21 protein-coding genes are annotated in these 20,174 nt (G+C 68.9%); 9 read left to right on the forward strand and 12 right to left on the reverse strand.

The genetic code is table 11. The annotated features are described in order from the left end of the window. The first annotated feature begins 63 nt into the window (after window positions 1-63). Genes SNAS_RS03170 through SNAS_RS32295 form a run of 3 tightly spaced genes read left to right on the forward strand, consistent with a single transcriptional unit; the run spans window position 64 to window position 2,572 of the window. Window positions 64-786 (forward strand): hypothetical protein, encoded by a 723-nt coding sequence (locus SNAS_RS03170; RefSeq protein ID WP_013015926.1) that lies wholly within the window; start codon window positions 64-66, stop codon window positions 784-786. 51 nt (window positions 787-837) lie between these two features. Continuing rightward, on the forward strand, window positions 838-1,905 hold the full coding sequence (locus SNAS_RS03175; RefSeq protein WP_013015927.1) for an Hsp70 family protein: 1,068 nt from the start codon (window positions 838-840) through the stop codon (window positions 1,903-1,905). Further along, window positions 1,814-2,572 (forward strand): hypothetical protein, encoded by a 759-nt coding sequence (locus SNAS_RS32295; RefSeq protein ID WP_144300385.1) that lies wholly within the window; start codon window positions 1,814-1,816, stop codon window positions 2,570-2,572. Before SNAS_RS03175 ends, SNAS_RS32295 begins: the two co-directional genes overlap by 92 nt. 6 nt (window positions 2,573-2,578) lie before the next feature. Here the strand turns inward: SNAS_RS32295 and SNAS_RS03180 are convergent, their stop codons facing one another. Both SNAS_RS03180 and SNAS_RS03185 read right to left on the reverse strand, forming a co-directional pair. Beyond that, window positions 2,579-3,241, reverse strand: a complete 663-nt coding sequence (locus SNAS_RS03180) for a response regulator (protein WP_013015929.1) — start codon at window positions 3,239-3,241, stop codon at window positions 2,579-2,581. Next, on the reverse strand, window positions 3,238-4,380 hold the full coding sequence (locus SNAS_RS03185) for a sensor histidine kinase (RefSeq protein ID WP_013015930.1): 1,143 nt from the start codon (window positions 4,378-4,380) through the stop codon (window positions 3,238-3,240). The genes SNAS_RS03180 and SNAS_RS03185 overlap by 4 nt, the downstream gene beginning before the upstream one ends. 199 nt (window positions 4,381-4,579) lie before the next feature. Here SNAS_RS03185 and SNAS_RS03190 point away from each other — a divergent pair, with 199 nt between their 5' ends. From SNAS_RS03190 to SNAS_RS03215, 6 genes are all read left to right on the forward strand, one after another. Then, window positions 4,580-5,467 (forward strand): hypothetical protein, encoded by an 888-nt coding sequence (locus tag SNAS_RS03190; protein WP_013015931.1) that lies wholly within the window; start codon window positions 4,580-4,582, stop codon window positions 5,465-5,467. A gap of 154 nt (window positions 5,468-5,621) precedes the next feature. Next, the gene (locus SNAS_RS03195; RefSeq protein WP_013015932.1) at window positions 5,622-6,461 is read left to right on the forward strand and encodes a hypothetical protein; all 840 of its coding nucleotides are present in this window, start codon (window positions 5,622-5,624) and stop codon (window positions 6,459-6,461) included. A gap of 43 nt (window positions 6,462-6,504) precedes the next feature. Continuing rightward, entirely contained in the window at window positions 6,505-6,858 is a 354-nt protein-coding gene (locus SNAS_RS03200) for an ArsR/SmtB family transcription factor (RefSeq protein ID WP_013015933.1), read from the forward strand. Further along, window positions 6,842-7,327, forward strand: coding sequence for an SRPBCC family protein (locus SNAS_RS03205; RefSeq protein WP_013015934.1), 486 nt, complete (start codon window positions 6,842-6,844; stop codon window positions 7,325-7,327). Before SNAS_RS03200 ends, SNAS_RS03205 begins: the two co-directional genes overlap by 17 nt. A 51-nt stretch (window positions 7,328-7,378) precedes the next feature. Continuing rightward, complete coding sequence (locus SNAS_RS03210; RefSeq protein WP_013015935.1) at window positions 7,379-8,344, forward strand: nucleoside hydrolase; 966 nt, start codon at window positions 7,379-7,381, stop codon at window positions 8,342-8,344. Next, window positions 8,337-9,170, forward strand: coding sequence for a ribokinase (locus SNAS_RS03215; RefSeq protein WP_013015936.1), 834 nt, complete (start codon window positions 8,337-8,339; stop codon window positions 9,168-9,170). Before SNAS_RS03210 ends, SNAS_RS03215 begins: the two co-directional genes overlap by 8 nt. 10 nt (window positions 9,171-9,180) lie before the next feature. On the opposite strand, the gene SNAS_RS03220 is transcribed toward SNAS_RS03215, so the two are convergent. From SNAS_RS03220 to iolC, 10 genes are read right to left on the reverse strand one after another with little or no spacing between them, the layout of a single operon-like run. Next, the gene (locus tag SNAS_RS03220; protein WP_013015937.1) at window positions 9,181-10,185 is read right to left on the reverse strand and encodes a Gfo/Idh/MocA family protein; all 1,005 of its coding nucleotides are present in this window, start codon (window positions 10,183-10,185) and stop codon (window positions 9,181-9,183) included. A gap of 12 nt (window positions 10,186-10,197) precedes the next feature. Next, window positions 10,198-11,001 (reverse strand): ATP-binding cassette domain-containing protein, encoded by an 804-nt coding sequence (locus tag SNAS_RS03225; RefSeq protein ID WP_013015938.1) that lies wholly within the window; start codon window positions 10,999-11,001, stop codon window positions 10,198-10,200. 5 nt (window positions 11,002-11,006) lie between these two features. Next, the gene (locus SNAS_RS03230; RefSeq protein ID WP_013015939.1) at window positions 11,007-12,059 is read right to left on the reverse strand and encodes an ABC transporter permease; all 1,053 of its coding nucleotides are present in this window, start codon (window positions 12,057-12,059) and stop codon (window positions 11,007-11,009) included. Between the two features lie 7 nt (window positions 12,060-12,066). Next, a complete protein-coding gene (locus SNAS_RS03235) occupies window positions 12,067-13,047 on the reverse strand; it encodes a substrate-binding domain-containing protein (protein WP_013015940.1) in 981 nt (326 codons plus the stop codon). A gap of 12 nt (window positions 13,048-13,059) precedes the next feature. After that, the gene (locus SNAS_RS03240) at window positions 13,060-13,971 is read right to left on the reverse strand and encodes a TIM barrel protein (RefSeq protein WP_013015941.1); all 912 of its coding nucleotides are present in this window, start codon (window positions 13,969-13,971) and stop codon (window positions 13,060-13,062) included. Window positions 13,972-13,985: 14 nt separating this feature from the next. Continuing rightward, window positions 13,986-15,476, reverse strand: a complete 1,491-nt coding sequence (locus tag SNAS_RS03245) for a CoA-acylating methylmalonate-semialdehyde dehydrogenase (protein WP_013015942.1) — start codon at window positions 15,474-15,476, stop codon at window positions 13,986-13,988. Window positions 15,477-15,488: 12 nt separating this feature from the next. Next, on the reverse strand, window positions 15,489-17,360 hold the full coding sequence (gene iolD, locus SNAS_RS03250; RefSeq protein WP_013015943.1) for a 3D-(3,5/4)-trihydroxycyclohexane-1,2-dione acylhydrolase (decyclizing): 1,872 nt from the start codon (window positions 17,358-17,360) through the stop codon (window positions 15,489-15,491). Further along, window positions 17,360-18,220: a 5-deoxy-glucuronate isomerase gene (iolB, locus tag SNAS_RS03255; RefSeq protein ID WP_013015944.1), complete on the reverse strand. Its 861-nt coding sequence runs from the start codon at window positions 18,218-18,220 to the stop codon at window positions 17,360-17,362. Before iolB ends, iolD begins: the two co-directional genes overlap by 1 nt. Continuing rightward, the gene (locus SNAS_RS03260; protein WP_013015945.1) at window positions 18,217-19,080 is read right to left on the reverse strand and encodes a Cgl0159 family (beta/alpha)8-fold protein; all 864 of its coding nucleotides are present in this window, start codon (window positions 19,078-19,080) and stop codon (window positions 18,217-18,219) included. Before SNAS_RS03260 ends, iolB begins: the two co-directional genes overlap by 4 nt. Then, window positions 19,070-20,053 (reverse strand): 5-dehydro-2-deoxygluconokinase, encoded by a 984-nt coding sequence (gene iolC, locus SNAS_RS03265; RefSeq protein ID WP_013015946.1) that lies wholly within the window; start codon window positions 20,051-20,053, stop codon window positions 19,070-19,072. Before iolC ends, SNAS_RS03260 begins: the two co-directional genes overlap by 11 nt. Window positions 20,054-20,174 lie beyond the last annotated feature (121 nt).

Consider the following 20,174-nt stretch of genomic DNA (forward strand, 5'->3'; position numbering starts at 1 on the left):
GTGCTGTAAGCATTGCGGCTGGATGTCTTGCGCGCCAATTGGTCCCCTGTTCTAATTTGACGCATGCAAAGTCAGTGGAACAACGACGGAAACAACCTGCCGCCGAGGATACAGTGGACTCCGCCCAAGTCCAAGTCCTCGAAGGGCCTGGTAGTGGGCATCGTGGTCGGGCTCATGGCGGTCGTGATCGCGGTCGGCGTCGTGATCGCCGTCGCGCGATCCAGCAGCGCCGGGAATCCACCCGCGGACGACGCGAACGACGGTTCCAAGACCACCAGCGGTGACGAAACCTCCGAAGCGGACAAAACCGACGATCCCGATTCGGGCTCCTACCCGAAGGTCGGCGAATACGAGGTCGTGCACGTCGCCACCGGACTGTGCCTGACCACCGGCCCCGAACCCAACAACGAGGAGCGACAGGTCATCGTCCTCGGCAAGTGCGGCAAGACCTACCCGAAGGTGATGACCTGGAAGCCGGTCAAGGACCGCCAGTACACCGTCGGGCTGGCCTACACGAAGGACAACTGGAACGCGTGCCTGACGGCCGACAAGCCCGCCGACGAGATGGGCTACCTGTTCGCGGGTCAGGACTGCGGCAAGAAGGACAACAAGGACCTGCAGACCTTCGAGCTGTCTGACAAGGGCGACAAGCAGTACGGCATCGCGGTCGCCAAGACGGGCATGTGCCTGGGGCCGTTGGAGGAGAAGGCCAAGAAGGGCATGGCGATCAGCACCGTCGAATGCGGTGACGATCGGTTGCAGTTGTTTACCTTGAAGAAGAGTTAGTCAAAGCTTGTCGAAGCAGAGCCAATTCGAGCGGTAGGACATACTCCGCACATGAGCGGTACGCGGCTGGGTGTCGACTACGGCAGTTCCCATACGGTGGCGGTGTTGTCGTTGCCCGACGGCCGCACCCGGCCACTGCTGTTCGACGGCTCGCCGCTGCTGCCCTCGGCGGTGCACGCCGACGGGGGTGAACGCCTGCTCGTCGGAGCCGACGCCCAACGCGCCGCCCGCGCCGAACCGGCACGAGCCGAGCCGAACCCCAAGCGCCGCTTCACCGACGGCGCGGTGCTGCTGGGTGAGGACGAGTACCCGGTGAGCCGACTGGTCGCGGCCACACTGCGCGCGGTCGCACAGGAAGCTGAGCGAGCGGCGGGGCGAGCCCCGGACGCGGTGACTCTCACCTACCCGGCCGCGTGGGGCAAGGTGCGGCTGGGCGTGTTGCGAGAGGCGGCCGAGCTGGCGGGACTGTCGGCGGCCGAGTTCGTTCCCGAACCGGTGGCGGCGGCGACCTTCATCGCGGAGCAACCGGACGCGGCGGTCGCGGTGGGCGAGTGCGTCGTGGTGTACGACCTCGGCGCGGGGACCTGCGATGTGGCGGTGGTGCGGCGCGACGAGGCTGGGTTCACCGTCGTGGCCGACGGCGGGCTGGACGACGCGGGCGGGCTGGACCTGGACAAGGTCGTGGTCGACGTCATCGCCGGAGTCGAGTCCGAGGTGCGCCGCTCCGCGTCGGAAGGGGAGCTGCGGCACCGTCGGGCGCTGTGGCTGGAAGCGCGGCACGCCAAGGAATCGCTGTCGCGGCGCTCCAGTGTGAACGTGCACGTGCCGATCGTGGACCGGACGGTGCCGGTGACGCGGGAGCAGTTCGACGCGGCGGCTCGGCCGCTGCTGATGCGCACCGCTGACTTGACGACTCGCGTCATCGAGCAGTCCGGGGTGGACGAACAGCGCGTCAAGGGGCTGTTCCTGGTGGGGGGGTGCCAGCCGGGTTCCGTTGGTGGCGACCGTGTTGCACCAGGCCACGGGCTTGGCGCCGGTGCTGCTGGACCAGCCGGAGCTGGTGGTGGCGGAGGGGAGTCTGCGGGGCGGCGAGCCGCGTCCGGTTGTCGAGCGGGTTGAGCCACAGGCTGAGCCGCGCGCGGCCGAGCCGCCGGTTTCCGGCCAGTCGACGCCGATCGCTGCGACGGGACCGCCTACTTCGGCTGGGCGGGCGGAGATGATGACGCCATCGCCGTCAGTATTCACCATGGATCCTGAAGGGGCCGAGGGCCGGAGTAATGCCGTCAGCTTGACTTGGGGCTGCATTTTGGGGCTGGTTGTGGGATTCGGGTGCCTCCTCGGTGGCAGCATTGGCGCTGTAGAAGGCTCACCGGAGCAGGAACCCGGAGGGAACGTCGTCTTCATCATCCTGGGTGGACTTCTGGCGATTGGCTCGATCATCCTGTTGGTCATCGCGATCAAGTCATGGCGGAGGCTGCGGCGGACACTGAGTCTCGACGCGACCTGGATCCGGGTCGCGTCCGCTGGAGAACAGGCCTCGTTTCAGTGGGCCGAAGTCTCGAAAGTGACGGTCAGCCGGGTCTTCGTGTACCTGACCATTCCGAGCGCGTCCAAACACGACGCTGAGCGGTTCTCCAATCTGGCGAGCGACAGATCGGTGTGGAAACCGGAATCCCCCCGTGTGATCCTCTGCAAACTCGATAGCCTGACTGGTTCACGGCAGTCGTTTTTGGACGCGCTCACACGGCTGTCCGGGCACGACATCGAATATCCGAGCAAGACCTAGGCACGCTCACGACGCCTGCTTGGGAGTGATCAACCCCGACTCATACGCGTAGACCACCAGCTGCGTCCGATCCCGGCAGGCCAGCTTGATCATCGCCCGGCTGATATGCGTCTTCGCCGTCGTCGGGCTGATCACCAACCGCTCCGCGATCTCCTCGTTGTTCAGCCCCTGTGCCGCCAGCACCACGACCTCCCGCTCCCGATTCGTCAGCCGCTCGTCGTCCACCGGATTCGGTGACAGCGGCCGGGAAGCGAAGTCCCGCATCAACCTCCGGGCCACGTCCGGCGACAGTGGAGCATCCCCGCGAGCCGCCTGCCGCACCGCGTGCAGCAGCTCCGCCGGTTCGATGTCCTTGACCAGGAACCCCGACGCCCCGGCGCGCAGCGCGTTGTACACGTACTCGTCGAAGCCGTAGTTGGTCAGCATGACCACCCGCACCGACGCCAGCTCCGGTCGGGCCGCGATGCGGCGAGCCGCCTCGATGCCACCGGTCCCCGGCATCTGGATGTCGATGAGCGCCACGTCCGGGACGTGTTCGGCCGCAAGCGAAACCGCCTCCTCGCCGTTGGCCGCCTCCGCCACGACGCTGATGTCGTCCTCGGCGTCCAAAAGGGCTCGGAAGCCGCCGCGCATCAGGACCTGGTCGTCGGCCAGCAGCACCCGGATCATCGCACCGTCCCCAGTGGCAGGACGGCGGAGACCGCGAAGCCGCCGCCGGGTTTGGGACCGGCCCGCAGTCGGCCGCCGATGCCCGCGACGCGTTCGTTCATGCCGGTCAGCCCGACGCCGGGCACCGGGGGCATGGACGGGTCGGCGCGGCCGTCGTCGGTGACGTTGACCTCCAGGGCGCCGGGCGAGTAGCGCAGCAGGACCTGGGCGGTCTCGGCCCCGGCGTGCCGGGCCACATTGGTCAGTGACTCCTGGACGATGCGGAACGCGGTCCAGTCCACTTCGGTGGGTACGGCGCCGCGTTCGCCCTCGACGGTTACCGTCGCGCGTACTCCCGCCAGCCGGATCTGTTCCACCAGTTCGCTGAGCCGGTGCAGTCCGGGCTCCGGCGGCTGGTCGTCGCGCAGCACCTTCAGGGTGGAGCGCAGTTCCCGGTTGGCCTCGATGCTGGCCTGCTGGATCGCGGTGAGTGCTTCGGAGGGGCGCTGTCCCTGTTTGGCTGCCAGGTGGACCGCGACGCTGGACTGCATCTTGATGACCGAGATCGCGTGGGTCAGCGAGTCGTGTAGTTCCCGGGCGATGCGCAGCCGTTCCTCGCCCGCGCGGCGCAGCGCCATCTCCTCGCGGCCGCGTTCGGCCTCGATGGCGCGCTGTTCGGCCTGGTCGACGTAGGCGCGGTACTGCCGGAACACCTCACCGAGCACCCCGGCCGCCACCACCCAGCCCAGCGGGATGCCCGACGCCTCCGGCAGCGAGCGCAGCGGCCGGTCGGGTTCCTCGATGAGGTTGATGGTCGTCAGGACGACGATGACGGGGGCGACGAGGGTGACGGAGAACCACCGGTGTCCCAGCCGCATGCTGTTGAACACCGCCGCCAGCAACGGGACGCTGCCCAGCATCGACATGGTGTTGAACTGGCTGTAGACGGCCACGGCGGCCAGCGCCCCGATCAGCACCAGCCGGGGGAAACGCCGCCACAGCGCGAGGGACAGCGCCGAGGCCAGCAGCGCGGCTCCCGCGGGCTCGACCCGTCCGGCGTCCGAGGCCGCCAGCGCGCCGTCCACGACAACCAGCGCCGCGGCAACGGCGACGACAACCGCGTCCACAAGCGGCTGTCGCGGGGGTCGAGAGAGTTCCATACTCACCGACGCTAACCGAGGACCTGGTGTTTCGGCATCGGCTCGGAGGTTGATACCCGCGCGTACTCCCCGGGGAGTACCCGGGCCGAAGAGCACCCCGCACGACGCAGCCGGGAAGTGTATCCGCGGGGCAGACGTCAAAAGCGTTGCCGCGAACCAACATTGGGCCCAGCAACGCAACAACCCGAACGGAGAGACAATGAGCAACTCACTGCTGAGGCGTCTGGCCCTGCCCGCGGTCATCGCGGCACTGGCGATTCCGGCGCTGGCCGCGTGCAATTCCGCCGGTGCCAACGAGAGCACCGGCAAGGAGGCCGCCGACTCGGCCACCGAGGTCAAGGTCGGCGAGACCAGCCTGGGCGACGTCCTGCTGGACTCGGAGGGCAAAACCCTCTACATGTTCAAGAAGGACAAGGACGGCAAGTCCGCCTGTTACGACAAGTGCGAGAAGATGTGGCCGCCGTTGACGGTGGACGGGGACGCCAAGGCCGGTGACGGCGCCGACGCGGATCTGTTGGGCACCAGCGAACGCGAGGACGGTTCGCAGCAGGTCACCTACAACGGCATGCCGCTGTACTACTTCGCCAAGGACAAGGCCGAGGGCGACGTGAACGGCCAGGGCGTCAAGGACGTCTGGTACGTCGTGGACGCCGAGGGCAACATCGTCGACAAGGCCAAGGACTCCGGTGGCGACGACGGCTACGACGACGGGGAAGAGAAGAAGAGCTACGACCTGCAGCTGGTCGACAACGACGAATACGGCCCGATCCTGGTCAACTCCGAGGGCATGACGCTGTACATGTTCTTCAAGGACGAGAAGCTCGACAACGCCTCCGCCTGCTACAAGGACTGCCTGAACAAGTGGACTCCGCTGACCGTCGAGGACGACCCGACCTACGGCGACGGCGTCGACAAGTCCCTGATCGGCACCATCGAGCGTGAGGACGGCACCAAGCAGGTCACCTACAACGACTGGCCGATGTACACCTTCAACGACGACGCCAACGCCGGTGACACCAAGGGCGTCGGCTTCAAGGACCTGTGGTGCGCCACCACCGCCACCGGCGAGGCGGCCGTCACCAAATAAGCAGCCCTTAGCCAAGAGGAGAAGGGTGATAAGGGGGTTACAAGGGGTTCGCGCGTGGGGCATCGCGCGAACCCCTTGTCTTTTGTGTATGGACGGAATATGTACGCCTCGACCAGTATCGATACAGCTGATCCCGCTCCCGAGAGGTCGACCCATGCGTACCCGACGCACCCGCTGGCTCCTGTCCGCCGTCACGATCCTGGCCGGCGTCGGCGCGATGACGGCGATGACGCTGCCCGCCCAGGCCGAGGACCGGAACCTCCCCAAGTGCCCGCAGGTCTTCACGCACGGCGGTTACCCGGAGGTCAACCCGGACGGCTGGAAGCGGGACCAGGTGCGCCAGCCCAACAATCCGATGGCGCTGCAGGCGTACAAGGACATGGGTTCGGTCGGCGTCGAGGCCGACATCCAGCTCACCAAGGACGGCCACAAGGCGGTCATGTGGCACAACGGCAGCACCTACTGGCTGACCGGCTCGCACCGCAACGTCAACGACATCTGGTGGAACACCGGGCCCGACAAGATGTCGGGCCGCACCATCGAGGTCGGTCCGTTCAAGGGCGAGACGGTCTACACGCTGCGCGGCTACCTGGATTCCCTGTACGAGAAGAAGATGGTGCCGCTGCTGGAGATCAAGCCCTCGGCCGCGCAGTCGCTGCTGCATTCCGACGCGGGCGTCCGGGACGGGGCCTGGAAAGAGGTCATCGATCCGATCAGGGAACGCATCGACCGCCAGGAGATCATGATCTACACCCACGACGCGAACCTCCGTCCCGAGATGCAGGCCCGGTTCAAGGCCGCCGGACTGGAGAAGGCGTTCCCCACCGCCGAGACCGGGCCCGTGTGGCCGGACACGGTGGGCTGGGAGGAGCCGCCACCGGCGGCCGACGGCAACTTCGCCTCCTGGCAGGCCGCCCTGGACAAGGGACCCAACCGGATGGCCACCGACTGGCCCAAGGAAATGGTGGCCTGGCTGAAGGGCAAGTGCGAATAGCGGGACCGTTGACATATACCGATATGGGTATATGATTTGAGGCATGGCTAGAGCGGCGACGACTACGGACGCGTTCAACGCGGTCGCGGAACCCCGAAGGCGCGAGATCCTGGCGATCCTGGCCGAAGGCGAACGCACCGTGACCGAACTCGTCGACGCGCTCGGCCTGGTGCAGCCGTTGGTGTCCAAACACCTGCGCGTGCTGCGGGAGGTCGGCCTGGTCTCCGTACGGGAGGAGGGCAGGCGACGCGTGTATTCAATGGACGGACGTCCGCTGAAAGCCGTTCACGACTGGGTGAAGGGCTTCGAACAGACCTGGAACCGGCGCTTCGATCTGCTGGACGGGGTGCTGGAGGAACTCAAGACGGAGGAAGAGGGCAATGAGGATCGAGAATAGGACCGCGAAGGTCACCACTCCCAGCGACACCCAGATCCTGATGACGCGGGAGTTCAACGCCCCCAAGCATCTGGTGTTCAAGGCGTGGACTACGCCCGAGCTCATCAAGTGCTGGTGGAGCGGCGGGCGCGGTGAGGTCACCGTCGCCGAGGTCGACCTGCGGGTCGGCGGCACCTGGCGGTACGTCATCGCCTCCGAGCACGGCGAGGTCGGCTTCAACGGCGAGTACCTGGAGATCGTCCCGAACGAGCGCATCGTCAACACCGAGATCTACGAGCAGGCGCCCGAGGGCACCAAACCCGCCGACAACTTCGTGACCTTCACCGAGACCGACGGCCGGGGCAAGATCGAACTGCTGATGGAGTGCCACAGCAAGGAAGTCCGCGACGCCGTGCTCGCGTCCGGTATGGAGGAAGGACTCCAGGACTCCTGGGACGCGATGGACCGCGTCGCGCAGTCGCTGAAGTGACCGAGCCGGACCTCGCGGCGTCGGCCGGGCGTTCCGCATATTGTGGGCCGTATGGCTATCGATGTCGTCCTTGATGTGGACACCGGCGTCGACGACGCGTTGGCGCTGCTGTTCGCCACCGCCCACCCCGCGCTGCGGGTGCGGGCGGTGACCTGTGTGGCCGGGAACGTGGACGTCGACCAGGCGACCCGCAACAGTCTGGCGGTGTTGGACGCCGCCGGACACCCGGACATCCCGGTGGCGCGCGGCGCCGACCGGCCGCTGCTGCGTCCCTTCAACGGGGCCCGGGCCGTGCACGGCGACAACGGTCTGGGCGGTATCGACGTCCCCGACGCCAAGCGGTCGGCCGACAGCGTCCACGCCGTCGAACTGCTGCGGCGCACCATCATGGACTCGCCCGGCGAGGTGACGCTGATAGCGCTGGCGCCGCTGACCAATGTGGCCCTGCTGCTGCGCATGTATCCCGAGACGGCCGCCGCCCTGGGCAACGTCATGGTCATGGGCGGCTCGGTGGGGGCGGGCAACACCACCGCGGCGGCCGAGTTCAACATCTGGCAGGACCCGGAGGCGGCCGCGATCGTGCTGAGTTCCGGTGTGCCGCTGACAATGTACGGACTCGACGTGTTCTACCAGGTGACGGTGGACGCGGCCGGGGTGAAGCGACTGCTGGAGTCGTCGAAGCCCGGCGCGAGCCTCGCGGCGCGGCTGCTGGAGGGCCGAACGGGGACCTGGCGGCACGAGAGCCGGATCACCGAACCGGAGGCGGCCTGCGTCGGCGACGCCGGGGCGGTGTGCGCGGTGGCCGACCCGCAGGGCCTGACGACCCGCTCGCTGCCGGTGCACGTGGCGCTGGGCGAGGGCCCGACCCGGGGACTGACGCTGGTGGACGTGCGCGGCAACCCCAACAGCGTCCCGCTGTCCGGCGACGTGGGCGTCGGGCAGGTGGACGTGGGCGTGGCCGTCGACGGCGCCCGGTACCGGCGGCTGTTCGTGGAGACGGTGGCCGCCGATGACTGACGTCTGCGTTGTCGGTTCCCTCAACATCGACGTGGCCGCGCGAGTCGCGAACCTGCCCAGGCCCGGCGAGACGGTCTCGGCGAGCGACCTGTCCCGCGCCCCGGGCGGCAAGGGCGCCAACCAGGCACTGGCCGCCGCCCGCGCCGGAGCCGAGACCATGCTGATGGGACGCATCGGCGACGACTCGGCCGGATCCGAGTACCTCGCCGGGCTCGGCGAACGCGGCGTCGACTGCCTGGCGGTCGTGGTGACCGACGCGACCCCCTCGGGGCACGCGCTCATCGCCGTGAACGAGGCGGGGGAGAACACCATCATCGTGGCACCGGGAGCCAATGCCGCCGTGACCACTTCGGACGTCGACCGGTGGCGGTCGCAGATCGCCGACGCCCGGGTGTTGTTGCTGCAGTTCGAGTTGCCCGACGAGGTGACCGCCCACGCGGCCCGGCTGGCCAAACAGTCCGACACCACCGTGGTGCTCAACCCGTCCCCGTTCAAGCCCGTCGACCCCGAGCTGCTGGCCGACATCGACATCCTCGTGGTCAACGAACTGGAACAGTCCGAGCTCGGCGACACCGGTGTGTCCACAGTGGTGACGCTCGGTGCCGACGGCGCCCGCTGGGACGACGTCCACGTGCCCTCGCCGTCCGTCGAACACGTCGACACCACCGGCGCCGGAGACGCGTTCACCGGCACCTTCGCCGCCGCGCTCGCGTCCGGTGCCGACAAGACCGCCGCGCTGGAGGCGGCCGTGGCGGCCGGATCGGCCGCGTGCGAACACCACGGCGCCCAGGGCTGGGTCTTCGGCGAAGCCGAGTCCGGCGACTAGCCGGCCGGTCTCAGTCGTAGAAGCCGGGCCGCGCCGGCATCGGGATCGACTCGATACCGCCACTGTGGAGCGCCTTGACGGTCGCGTCGGCGATGACCGCCGCCGCGTAACCGTCCCAGGCGCTCGGCCCCGAGGTGCGGTCCTCGGCCACGGCATCGATCCATTCCTGGATCTCGACGTCGAACGCCGTGGTGAAGCGCTCCTGCCAGGTCTGCGGGACGGCGCGCGTCTCGCGGGCCTGCGAGCGGACCGACAGCCGGGCCGGGTCCGGCAGTCGCGCGGTCCCGGTCTCGCCCACGGCTTCGCACTGGATGTCGTAGCCGTACTGGCAGTTGACGAACACCTCGACGTCGGCGCGCACACCGCTGTCGGAGGCGTAGAGCATGATCTGCGGGTCCTGGAGGTGTGCGTGCCGCCGGGATGTCTTACGCGGGGTGAGGACCTGGACCGAGGTGAGCTCCTCGTCGAGCAGCCAGCGGATCGCGTCGATCTCGTGGATGGCGGTGTCGGTCGTGGCCATCTCGGAGTGGTACGACTCGACGGCGAACGGATTGCGATGCACACAGTGGATCATCAACGGGTCGCCGATCTCGCCACCGTCCAGCGCCGCCTTCAGCTGCCGGTAGTCGCTGTCGAACCGCCGCATGAAACCCACCTGCACCAGCCGACGGCCCGCCGCCTGCTCGGCGGCCACGACGCGCTCGCAGTCGGCCGCCGTGGTGGCCAGCGGTTTCTCGCTGAACACCGGCTTTCCGGCCGCCAGGCAGCCGAGTACGTACTCGGCGTGGGTCGGTGCCAGCGAGGCGACCAGTACCGCGTCCACCTCCGCGTTGGCGATGAGCTCGGCGCCACTGGGAAACGCCTTGGCGTCCACCCGGGCCGCGATCGCCGCGGCCCGCTCCTGGTCCAGGTCGCTGACGGCGACCACCCGGCCGCCGCGGCACTTCTCGCCGATGCGTCTGATGTGGTCGGAACCGATGCTGCCGGTCCCGATCACTCCGATGTTGACAGTCATTGCCTCTGGCTCCTAACCCTTGTCCTGCTGCGTTTCCAGTTCGTGGCGCAGCGCGTCGAGTTCGGCCCCGCCGGACATGTGGTGGGTGAGGTCGTCCAGGGTCAGGCCGTCGCGGTCGGCGTCCAGTTCGACCTCGCCGAGGTTGAGCACCACGAAGTGGTCGCCGACCATGAACGCGTGGTGCGGGTTGTGGGTGATGAAGATGACGCCCAGTCCCGCCTCGCGGGCCGCCGCGACGTACTTGAGGACCACACCGGACTGTTTGACGCCCAGCGCGGCCGTCGGCTCGTCCAGGATCAGCACCCGGGCGCCCAGGTACTTGGCGCGCGCGATCGCCACCACTTGCCGCTGCCCGCCCGACAGGCTGCCGACCGGCTGGTCGATGTCGGGCAGCGCGATGCCCAGTTCCCGCAGCTGGGTGTCGGCGATGTCGCGCATCCGGGCCACGTCCAGTCTGCGCAACGGCCACACGCCGGTGCGCAGTTCCGAACCGAGGAAGAAGTTGCGCCACACCGGCATCAGCGGCACCAGGGCCAGGTCCTGGTAGACGGTGGCGATGCCGTGGTCGAGCGCCTGCCGTGGCGACGACAGCCGGGTCGCGACACCGTCCACGAAGTACTCGCCGCTGTCGTGCGGGTACAGCCCGGCGATGATCTTGATGAGTGTGGACTTTCCGGCGCCGTTGTCGCCGAGGATGCAGGTGACCTGTCCGGCGTCGGCCGTCAGGCTCACGTCTCGCAGCGCGGTGATGTTGCCGAAGGTCTTGCCGACTCTGTCGAGCCGGATCACCGGCGTGGTCTTGTCGTTGTCCGCCATCGGGTTCACCTCCTGCCCGCCTGCCGCCGGACCCAGGCGTTGATCACCGTGGCCAAGAGCAGCATCGCGCCGACGAAGAACATCAGCCAGTTGTCGTCCCAGCCCGCGTAGACGATGCCCTGTTTGGTCATGCCGTAGATCAGCGCGCCGATCGCGGCGCCGACGGCGGTGCCGTAGCCACCGGTCAGCAGACAGCCGCCGATCACCGCGGCCATGATGTACAGCAGCTCGTTGCCGATTCCCTCACCGGACTGCACGGTGTTGTACTCGAACAGCAGGTGCATGCCGCTGAACCACGCGGCGGCACCCATCACCATGAACAGTCCGATCTTGACCCGGTTGACGGGGACACCGACGGCGCGGGCGCTGTCGGCGTCCCCTCCGGACGCGTAGATCCAGTTGCCGACCCGGGTGCGCAGCAGCACCCAGGTGGCCAGGCCCACGAACAGCAGCCACCACAACACGGTGATCTGGATGTCGACGCCGAAGAGGCTGAACTCGCTGGCGAACACCGCCTCGGCGGCGGCGAAACCGTCCATGTCGGAGATACGGTCCGAGGCGGTGCTGCCGGTGATGAGCTTGGTGAGCGCGACGTTGAGTCCCTGCAACATCAGGAACGTCGACAGTGTCACCAGGAAGCTGGGCAGTTTGGTGCGCACCAGCAGCCAGCCGTTGACGAAACCGACGGCCAGCCCGAACGCCAGCGACGCGAACACGCCGACCCACACGTTCACCGACAGCTGGTAGGTGAAGATCGCCCCGAACAGGGCGGTGGCGATCACGCCGACCCCGGCCGACAGGTCGAACTCGCCGCCGATCATCAACAGCGCGACGGCCACCGCCATGATCCCGATCGTCGAGGTCTCGTACAGGATCGTCGACCAGGACGAGGCGTTGCGGAACGTCGGCGCCAGCGCGTAGAACACCGCGAACACCGCGATGGCACCCACCAGGGAACCGAACTCGGGCCGGGTGAGCAGTCGCAGCAGCGCCGGGCGGCGGCTCACCTGGGACGCGACCGGGTCGATCTCGGCCGCGACGGACGTGGTCTGGCTCATCGACGCGTCACCGGGTTCCGTTCTCGGCCCACTTGGAGATGTCGTCCACATTGCTCTTGTCGACGATGGCCGGGCCGGTCAGCACCGGTTGGCTGCCGCCGCCGGAGGTGTTGCCGTTGGTGTTGTACAGCCACAGGCCGTCCACGGCCAGGTAGCCCTGGAGGTACGGCTGCTGGTCGATGGCCCACTGGATGTCGCCGTTCTTGATGGCCTTGACCAGTTCCTTGTTGGTGTCGAAGGTCGCGACCTTGGCCTTGCTGTCGGCGTCGGCGACGGCCTCCACGGCGGTGGTCGCGATCGGCGCGGCCAGTGTGGAGACGAAGTCGATCTTCTTGTCGGACTGGAGCTTGGACGTCAGCGAGGACTTCACGTCCGGCATGTTGCCGCCGTCGACGTACTGGATCTCGGTCTTGCCCTTGAACTCCTCCTTCAGCGCCTTGCAGCGGGCCTCCTGCGCGACCTGGCCCGACTCGTGGATGACGCACAGCGTCTTCTTGGCGCCGACCTCGTTGAGCTGTTCGCCGAACGCGGTCCCGGCGATGGTCTCGTCGTTGCCGAAGTACTCCAGCACGCCGAGGTCCTGCCAGTGGTCGATGCCGGAGTTGAGGCCCACCACCGGAATGCCCGCGTCGGTGGCCTTCTCCACCGCCGAGGCGACGGCGTCGGGCTTGGCGAGGGTGACCGCGATGCCGTCGACCTTCTGGTCCACCGCGTTGCGGATCAGCTTGGCCTGCCCGGCCCCCTCGGGGTCGGAGTAGTACTTCAGCTCGATGTTGTCCTTGGCGGCGGCGGCCTCGGCGCCCTCGCGGACGATGTCCCAGAACGTGTCACCCTTGGCGGAGTGCGTGATCAGGGCGATGGTTTGGCGGGGCGTGTCGGCGCCCTTGCCTTCGTCCTGTTTGCCGCCCGAGGAGGAGCAGGCGGACAGCGCCAGCGCGCTGGTGGCCACAATGGCCAGTATGAGTCCGGATCGCAGCGGGGTTTTCATGGCGGGGGCCTTTCAGGTTTTCTGGTGACTGGCGCCGAGTCCGCAGCCGCGCAGGTAGTCGCGGGTGCGGACCGCGATGGGCAGCGGCACCTCGGGTTCGCAGGGGTAGAGGTCCTGTTCGACGATGACGAACAGTTCGGCGTCCAGACCGGACAGTTCCTCCACGATGGTGGCCGGGTTGGGCACCCCGGCGGGTGGTTCGACGCAGACGCCGCGTTTGACGGCCTCGCCGAAGGACAGGTCCTCGGCGGCGACGGCGGCCAGGATCTCGGGGTCCATCTGTTTGATGTGGACGTAGCCGATGCGTTCGGAGAACCGGCGGATCAGGTCGAGGTTGTCACCGCCGCCGTAGGCGACGTGCCCGGTGTCCAGGCACAGCGACACCGCCTCGGGGTCGGTGCCGTCCAGGAACCGCTCGATCTGCGGCTGGGTCTGGATGTGGGTGTCGGCGTGCGGATGCAGGCACAGCCGCACCCCGTACTCGTCGAGCAGGATCCGGCCCAGCCGGTTGGCGGCCCGCATCGTGGTGGCCCAGTCGTAGGACGTCCACTGTGGTGACTCCAGGAAGCCGCCGGTCTTCTCGTCGCGGTACAGCGGCGGGATGTACACCAGGTGTTTGGCGCCAAGCGCGGCGGTCAGGGCCGCGACCTTGCGGGTGGTGGCCAGCATCGAGTCCCATTCGGACTCCCGGTGCAGCGCACCGAAGACGGTGCCACCGCTGACCCTCAGACCCCGGGAGGCGACCTCGTCGGACAGTCGCGCCGCGTCGGTGGGCAGGTAGCCGTACGGGCCCAGTTCCAGCCACTCGTAACCGGCACCGGCGAGTTCGTCGAGGAACCGCTGCCACGGCAGCTGCCGTTCGTCGTCGGGGAACCACACGCCCCAGGAGTCGGGGGCCGAACCGAGTCGCAGTGTCGCTGCCATTGTCACTCTCCTTGTCAACTCGCGGTGGGGAAGTGCAGCCGGGAGGCGACCTGGCGCGGCTGGCTCGGCCAGCGGGAGGTCACCACCTTCAGCCGGGTGTAGAACCGCACGCCCTCGGGGCCGTGGATGTGGGTCTCGCCGAACAGCGAGTCCTTCCAGCCGCCAAAGGAGTAGTAGGACATCGGGACCGGGATCGGCACGTTGACACCCACCATCCCGACCCGCACCTCGCGTTCGAAACGGCGCGCCACGGCACCGTCCGACGTGAAGATCGCGGTGCCGTTGCCGTACGGGTTGGCGTTGATCAGGTCGATCGCCGCCTCCACCGTCTCGGCGCGCACCACCGACAGGACCGGCCCGAACACCTCGTCCCGGTAGACGTCCATATCGGAGGTCACCCGGTCCAGGACCGTCGGCCCGATGAAGAAGCCGTCCCCGTCGCGGCGGAACTCGCGGCCGTCCAGCACCGGCTCGGCACCCTGCTTGACACCCGAGGCGACGTATCCGGCGATCCGGTCGCGGGCCTGCGAGGTCACCACCGGTCCCATGTCGACACCCGGCTCGGAACCGGGGCCGACGTTCAGGCCGGAAGCCTTGTCCCGCAACACCGGCACCAGCGCGTCGGCGGCGTCGCCGACGGTCACGGCCACCGACACCGCCATGCAGCGCTGACCGGCCGAACCGAAGGCCGCGGCGGTCAGCTGGTCGGCGGCGAAGCCGAGATCGGCGTCGGGCATCACGACCGCGTGGTTCTTGGCGCCGCCCAGCGCCTGCACCCGTTTCCCGGCCGACTGGGCCCGTTCGTGCACGTAGCGGGCGATCGGGGTGGAACCGACGAACGACACCGCCGCGACGTCGGGGTGGTCCAGAATCGCGTCCACGGCGGTCTTGTCGCCGTGCACCACATTGAACACGCCGTCGGGCAGCCCGGCGTCGGCGTACAGCTGGGCGACGAAGTTGGACGCCGACGGGTCGCGCTCGCTGGGTTTGAGGACGAAGGTGTTGCCGGTGGCGATGGCGACCGGGTGCATCCACATCGGAACCATGATCGGGAAGTTGAACGGGGTGATGCCCGCGCACACCCCCAGTGGCTGCCGGAACGAGTGCAGGTCGACGCCGCTGGACACCTCGTTGGAGAACGAACCCTTCAGCACTTCGGCTATGCCGCAGGCGAACTCGACGACCTCCCGGCCCCGGACGATCTCACCGCGCGCGTCGTCGATGGCCTTGCCGTGTTCGGCGCAGATGATCCGGGCCAGCTCGTCCTCGTGGCGTTCCAGCAGCTGCCGCAACGCGAACATGACCTTCGAGCGCGCCGACAGCGAGACCTCGCCCCAGGTTTCGAAGGCCCGTCGGGCCGCCGCCACCGCCCGGTCGACGGCGTCGGCCTCGGCGAGCAGCACCTCGGCCTGCTGCCGCCCGGTCGCCGGATTCCACACCGGCGCGGTGCGGGTCGAGTCCGCCGCCGTGGCGGTCCCGTCGATCCAGTGCTGGATGGTGGTCATGGATCTCCTGTCTCACAGGTAATGGCGTTGCCGCTTGACGGCGGCCTCGTACTCGGTGCGGGCCTTTCGAGTGGTGTCCAGTTCGGCGACCTCGGCGACCGGCACGTCCCACCAGGCGGTGGACGGCGCCGAGGGCGCCAGCGGGTCGGTGCGGATGTGCACGACCGTGACCCCGTCGTTGTGCTTCGCGCGGGACAACGCCAGCGCGAACTCGCCGATCGAGTCGGCGCGGATCAGGGTGGCGCCGAGGCTGGCGGCGTTGGCGCCCAGGTCGACCGGCAGTGGATCGCCGTCCAGTTCGCCGGTGGCGGCGTCGCGGTGCCGGTAGCTGGTGCCGAACCGCTGCGAACCGACCGATTGCGACAGTCCGCCGATGGAGGCGAAGCCGCCGTTGTCGACCAGCACCACGATGAGTTTCAGCCGTTCCGACACCGCGGTCACCAGCTCGGAGGCCATCATCAGGTAGGAGCCGTCGCCGACCAGGACGTACACCTCCCGGGTCGGGTCGGCCAGTTTCGCGCCCACCCCGGCGGCGATCTCGTAGCCCATGCATGAGTACCCGTACTCGACGTGGTACTGCTTCGGATCGGATGCGCGCCACAGCTTGTGCAGGTCACCGGGCATGCTCCCGGCGGCGTTGATGACGACGTCGCGGTGTCCGACGGCGTCGTTGAGGGCGCCCAGCACCGCCGTCTGCGCGGGCAGCGGGCCGTGGTCGAGGTGGTAGGCGGCGTCGGTGGCGCGTCGCCAGTCGCCCGCCAGCCGCCGCGCCCGGTCCGTCCAGTCCGGATCGGCCTTCCAGGTGCCGACGGCCGTGGACAGCGCCTCCAGTCCCGCGCGAGCGTCGGCCACGATGGACACCCCGCCGAGTTTCACCGTGTCCATGGCCGCCACGTTGAGGTTGACGAACCGCACCCGGGGATCGGCGAACAGGCTGTGGGAGGCGGTGGTGAAGTCGCTGTAGCGGGTGCCGACACCCAGCACCACGTCCGCCTCGGCGGCCAGCATGTTGGCGGCGGCCGAACCGGTGGCGCCGATGCCGCCCACCGCCGAGGGCTGGGTCCACGGCACCGATCCCTTGCCCGCGTGGGTCTCGGCCACGGGTGTCCCGGTCGCGGCGGCGAACGCGCGCAACGCGTCGGTGGCCAGCGAGTACTTCACGCCGCCACCGGCCACGATCAGCGGCCGCCGCGCCGCGGTCAGGCACTCCACCGCCCGCGCCAGCGCCGCCGGTTCCGGCACCGGACGCGCCACCGGCCACACCCGGGGCACGAAGAACTCCTGCGGCCAGTCGTACGCCTCGGCCTGCACGTCCTGCGGCAGGCACAGCGTGACCGCGCCGGTCTCGGCCGGGTCGGTCAGCACCCGGGCCGCCGTCAACGCCGCCGACATCAGCTGCTCGGGGCGCTGGATCCGGTCCCAGTACCGCGAAACCGGACGGAAGGCGTCGTTGACGGAGGTGTCGCGGCTGTGCGGATCCTCCAGCTGTTGCAGCACCGGGTCGGGGAAGCGGTTGGCGAAGTAGTCGCTGGGCAGCAACAACACCGGCAGCCGGTTGATGGTCGCCAGCGCCGCGCCGGTCACCATGTTCGTGGAGCCGGGGCCGATCGAGGCGGTGCACGCGAAGGTGGACATCCGGTCCCGCAGCCGCGCGAACGCGACCGCACTGTGGACCATGCCCTGTTCGTTGCGGGCCAGGTAGTACGGCAGCTCCAGGTCCTTGCCGTCCTGCAACAGCGCCTGCCCGAACCCGGCGACGTTGCCGTGGCCGAAGATCCCGAAGCAACCGGCGAACAGCCGGTGCGTCTGCCCGTCGCGTTCGCTCCACTGGTTCGCCAGGAACCGCACCAGCGCCTGGCCGGTGGTGAGCCGGATCGTGCCCATCACGGCCTCCTCTCCACGGTGGACGTCAACGGCAGTCGCGGGTCGATGTCGAGATCCCGCCAGGTGTCCCGGATCCAACCGTGCGCCGGGTCGTCGCTGATCAGCCAGGCCCGGTGTTCACCCGGTCCGGCCATCACGTTGAGGTAGTACAGGTCGTAGCCGGGGGTGGCCATCGCCGGGCCGTGCCAGCCGTGCGGGATGAGCACGACGTCGCCGCCGCGCACCTCGGCCAGCACGTCGATGGGACGGTCGCTGCCGTACACGCGCTGGTAACCCATCCCGGAACCGTCCACTTCGAAGTAGTAGATCTCCTCGAGCTCGCATTCGCCGTCACCGGCCCGGTCGTGCTTGTGCGGCGGATAGGACGACCAGTTCGCGCCCGGCGTCAGCACCTCGCAGGCGATCAGCCGGTCGGCGGGGAAGACGTCCGGCGTGCAGAAGTTGTTGACCTGCCTGCTGCACTGCCCGGCGCCGCGCAGCTCCACCGGGACGTCCTCGGCGGCGCCGTAGCGGACGCTGAGCCGTCGCTCGCAGCGCGCCGACGGCAACGCGAACCGGCCCCCGGCGGCGCTGGAGATCGTCGCGGTGGCATCCCTTGGCAGGTAGACGAAGTCACTGACCCGCGAGAACACGCTGGCCCGCCCGGTCACGGCGATGGTCTGGCCCTCGCACTCCACGACGCAGCCGCCGTTGAGCGGCAGCACCAGCGTCTCACTGTCGCCGGTGGACAGTTCGTGGGTGTCGCCGGGTTCGAGCGTCAGCACCAGCAGTCCGCTGTAATGCCACCCGGCACTGTCCGGGGTGATGACGGTCTCGTATGGATCGGCGGAGGTGCTGAACGCCGGAAGATGGTAATTCACAGTAGACTCACCGCCTGGTCGGTCGCCGCGGCGACGTCGTCGTCGGACGGGTACAGCAGCGAACGGCCCACCACCAGCCCGCACACGTTCGGCGGCCGCAGCGCCGCCTCCCACCTGCGCAGCCGGTCGGCGTGATCACCGCCGGAATCGCCGCCCAGCAACAGGATCGGCAGCGTCGTGGCCGCCGCGACCCGCTCCATGTCGTCGACGGCGGGCAGCTTCAGCCACGTGTACGCCGAGGTGCCGCCCAGCCCCGAGGCGATGCCGATCGAGGCGGTGACGGCCTCGGCGGACAGGTCGTTGACCAGCGCCCCGTGGACCCGGCGGGCCAAGAACGGCTCCACCATCGCGATCCGGCCGTGCCCGGCCAGCTCGGTCACGGCCCGGGCGCAGGCCTCCAGCGTCGGCGCGGTGCGGTCGTCGTCGAGATCGACGCGCAGCAGCATCTTGCCGCCCTCGAACTCCATGTCGACGATGGAGCGCGCGTCGTAGCCGGTGAACCGGTCGTCGACCTCGAAGACCGAACCGCCCAGCCCGCCCCGGTTCATGGAACCGAAGACCAGCTTGCCGTCCAGCGCCCCCAACAACAGCAGGTCCTCCAGGATGTCGGCGGTGCCGAGCACCCCGGTGACCCCGGGCCGGGACAGCGCCACGCACAACCGGTCCAGCAGGTCGGCGCGGTCGGTCATGGACCGGCCGCCGGTGCGCACCACGCCGCGCGCCGGATGGTCGGCGGCGATGATCAGGACCCGGTCGCCGTCGGGCGGACCCGGGCGCTCGCGCCGGGCGGCGGCCACCTGCACCGCGCACGGGTCGCTCAACCGGGTCAGGGTCAACCGACGCAACCGGTCAGGATCCATGACCCACCTCCGCCAGCTTGGACTCCACTTCGGATTCGGTCGGCATGGCGTCCGAACACGACAGCCGACCGGCGACGATGGCCCCGGCGGCGTTGGCGAACGCGATGGTGCGTTCCAAATCCCAGCCGCGCAACAGCCCGTGGCACAGCGCGCCGCCGAAGGCGTCCCCGGCACCGAGGCCGTTGACCACCTCCACCGGGGCCGCCGCGACCGTGACCTCGCCGGAGTCGTCGACGGCGTAGACACCCTCGGGCCCTTGCTTGATGACCGCCAGGCTCACACCCCGACGCCGCAGCCGCTGGGCTGCCTCGCCGGGATCGCGGGTGCCCACGGCGATCTCGACCTCGTCCAGGTTGCCGACCGCCACGGTGACGTGGTCGAGCGCGGCCGACACGTGCTCGCTGGCCGCCTGTGCCGACTCCCAGAACATCGGCCGGTAGTCCAGGTCCAGCACCGTCAACGTGCGCCGGTCGCGGGCCGCCAGCGCCGCCATCGTCGCCGAACGGCTCGGCTCGGCGCACAACCCGGTGCCGGTGGCCCAGAAGATCCGGGTCGAGCGCACCGCGTCGAGGTCCACATCGGTCTCGGTCAGTTCCAGGTCCGGAGCCTTCGGAAACCGGTAGAAGTACAGCGGGAAGTCGTCGGGCGGGAAGATCTCGCAGAACGTCACCGGCGTCGGCAGGCCCGGAACCGTGACCACGAACCGATCGTCCACTCCGTACCCACGCAATGCCGCATGGACGAACCGGCCGAACGGGTCGTCGCCGGTGCCGGTGATGACACCCGCGCGCAGCCCGAACCGGGCGGCGCTCACCGCCACGTTGGTGGGGCTGCCGCCCAGGTACTTGCCGAAACTCGTGACGTCCTCCAGGCCGACGCCGACCTGGTGCGGGTAGATGTCGACCCCGACCCGGCCCATGGTCACAACCTCGAAGCCCACCGCGTCGGCGGGATCGCTGTGGTGCTGTCGCAATGGCACCTCCGGAGGCGGAGTCGACCAGTTCGGGGCGGCGGGGGTCGCCAGTACTAGTGCGCTCTAGTAGAGCGCGCTAATAGTCGCTACCATGGCACGCGTCACAATCGGTGTCAAGCGG

Origin of the sequence: Stackebrandtia nassauensis DSM 44728 (assembly GCF_000024545.1) — a bacterium.
In the GTDB taxonomy this organism is placed as follows: Bacteria; Actinomycetota; Actinomycetes; order Mycobacteriales; family Micromonosporaceae; genus Stackebrandtia; species Stackebrandtia nassauensis.

What these genes read in the sequence shown, in the direction of transcription:
- SNAS_RS03170 (WP_013015926.1), top strand. Translation starts at nt 64, where the DNA reads ATGCAAAGTCAGTGGAACAACGACGGAAACAACCTGCCGCCGAGGATA.
- SNAS_RS03175 (WP_013015927.1), top strand. Translation starts at nt 838, where the DNA reads ATGAGCGGTACGCGGCTGGGTGTCGACTACGGCAGTTCCCATACGGTG.
- SNAS_RS03180 (WP_013015929.1), bottom strand. Translation starts at nt 3,241, where the DNA reads ATGATCCGGGTGCTGCTGGCCGACGACCAGGTCCTGATGCGCGGCGGC.
- SNAS_RS03185 (WP_013015930.1), bottom strand. Translation starts at nt 4,380, where the DNA reads ATGGAACTCTCTCGACCCCCGCGACAGCCGCTTGTGGACGCGGTTGTC.
- SNAS_RS03190 (WP_013015931.1), top strand. Translation starts at nt 4,580, where the DNA reads ATGAGCAACTCACTGCTGAGGCGTCTGGCCCTGCCCGCGGTCATCGCG.
- SNAS_RS03195 (WP_013015932.1), top strand. Translation starts at nt 5,622, where the DNA reads ATGCGTACCCGACGCACCCGCTGGCTCCTGTCCGCCGTCACGATCCTG.
- SNAS_RS03200 (WP_013015933.1), top strand. Translation starts at nt 6,505, where the DNA reads ATGGCTAGAGCGGCGACGACTACGGACGCGTTCAACGCGGTCGCGGAA.
- SNAS_RS03205 (WP_013015934.1), top strand. Translation starts at nt 6,842, where the DNA reads ATGAGGATCGAGAATAGGACCGCGAAGGTCACCACTCCCAGCGACACC.
- SNAS_RS03210 (WP_013015935.1), top strand. Translation starts at nt 7,379, where the DNA reads ATGGCTATCGATGTCGTCCTTGATGTGGACACCGGCGTCGACGACGCG.
- SNAS_RS03215 (WP_013015936.1), top strand. Translation starts at nt 8,337, where the DNA reads ATGACTGACGTCTGCGTTGTCGGTTCCCTCAACATCGACGTGGCCGCG.
- SNAS_RS03220 (WP_013015937.1), bottom strand. Translation starts at nt 10,185, where the DNA reads ATGACTGTCAACATCGGAGTGATCGGGACCGGCAGCATCGGTTCCGAC.
- SNAS_RS03225 (WP_013015938.1), bottom strand. Translation starts at nt 11,001, where the DNA reads ATGGCGGACAACGACAAGACCACGCCGGTGATCCGGCTCGACAGAGTC.
- SNAS_RS03230 (WP_013015939.1), bottom strand. Translation starts at nt 12,059, where the DNA reads ATGAGCCAGACCACGTCCGTCGCGGCCGAGATCGACCCGGTCGCGTCC.
- SNAS_RS03235 (WP_013015940.1), bottom strand. Translation starts at nt 13,047, where the DNA reads ATGAAAACCCCGCTGCGATCCGGACTCATACTGGCCATTGTGGCCACC.
- SNAS_RS03240 (WP_013015941.1), bottom strand. Translation starts at nt 13,971, where the DNA reads ATGGCAGCGACACTGCGACTCGGTTCGGCCCCCGACTCCTGGGGCGTG.
- SNAS_RS03245 (WP_013015942.1), bottom strand. Translation starts at nt 15,476, where the DNA reads ATGACCACCATCCAGCACTGGATCGACGGGACCGCCACGGCGGCGGAC.
- iolD (WP_013015943.1), bottom strand. Translation starts at nt 17,360, where the DNA reads ATGGGCACGATCCGGCTCACCACCGGCCAGGCGCTGGTGCGGTTCCTG.
- SNAS_RS03260 (WP_013015945.1), bottom strand. Translation starts at nt 19,080, where the DNA reads ATGGATCCTGACCGGTTGCGTCGGTTGACCCTGACCCGGTTGAGCGAC.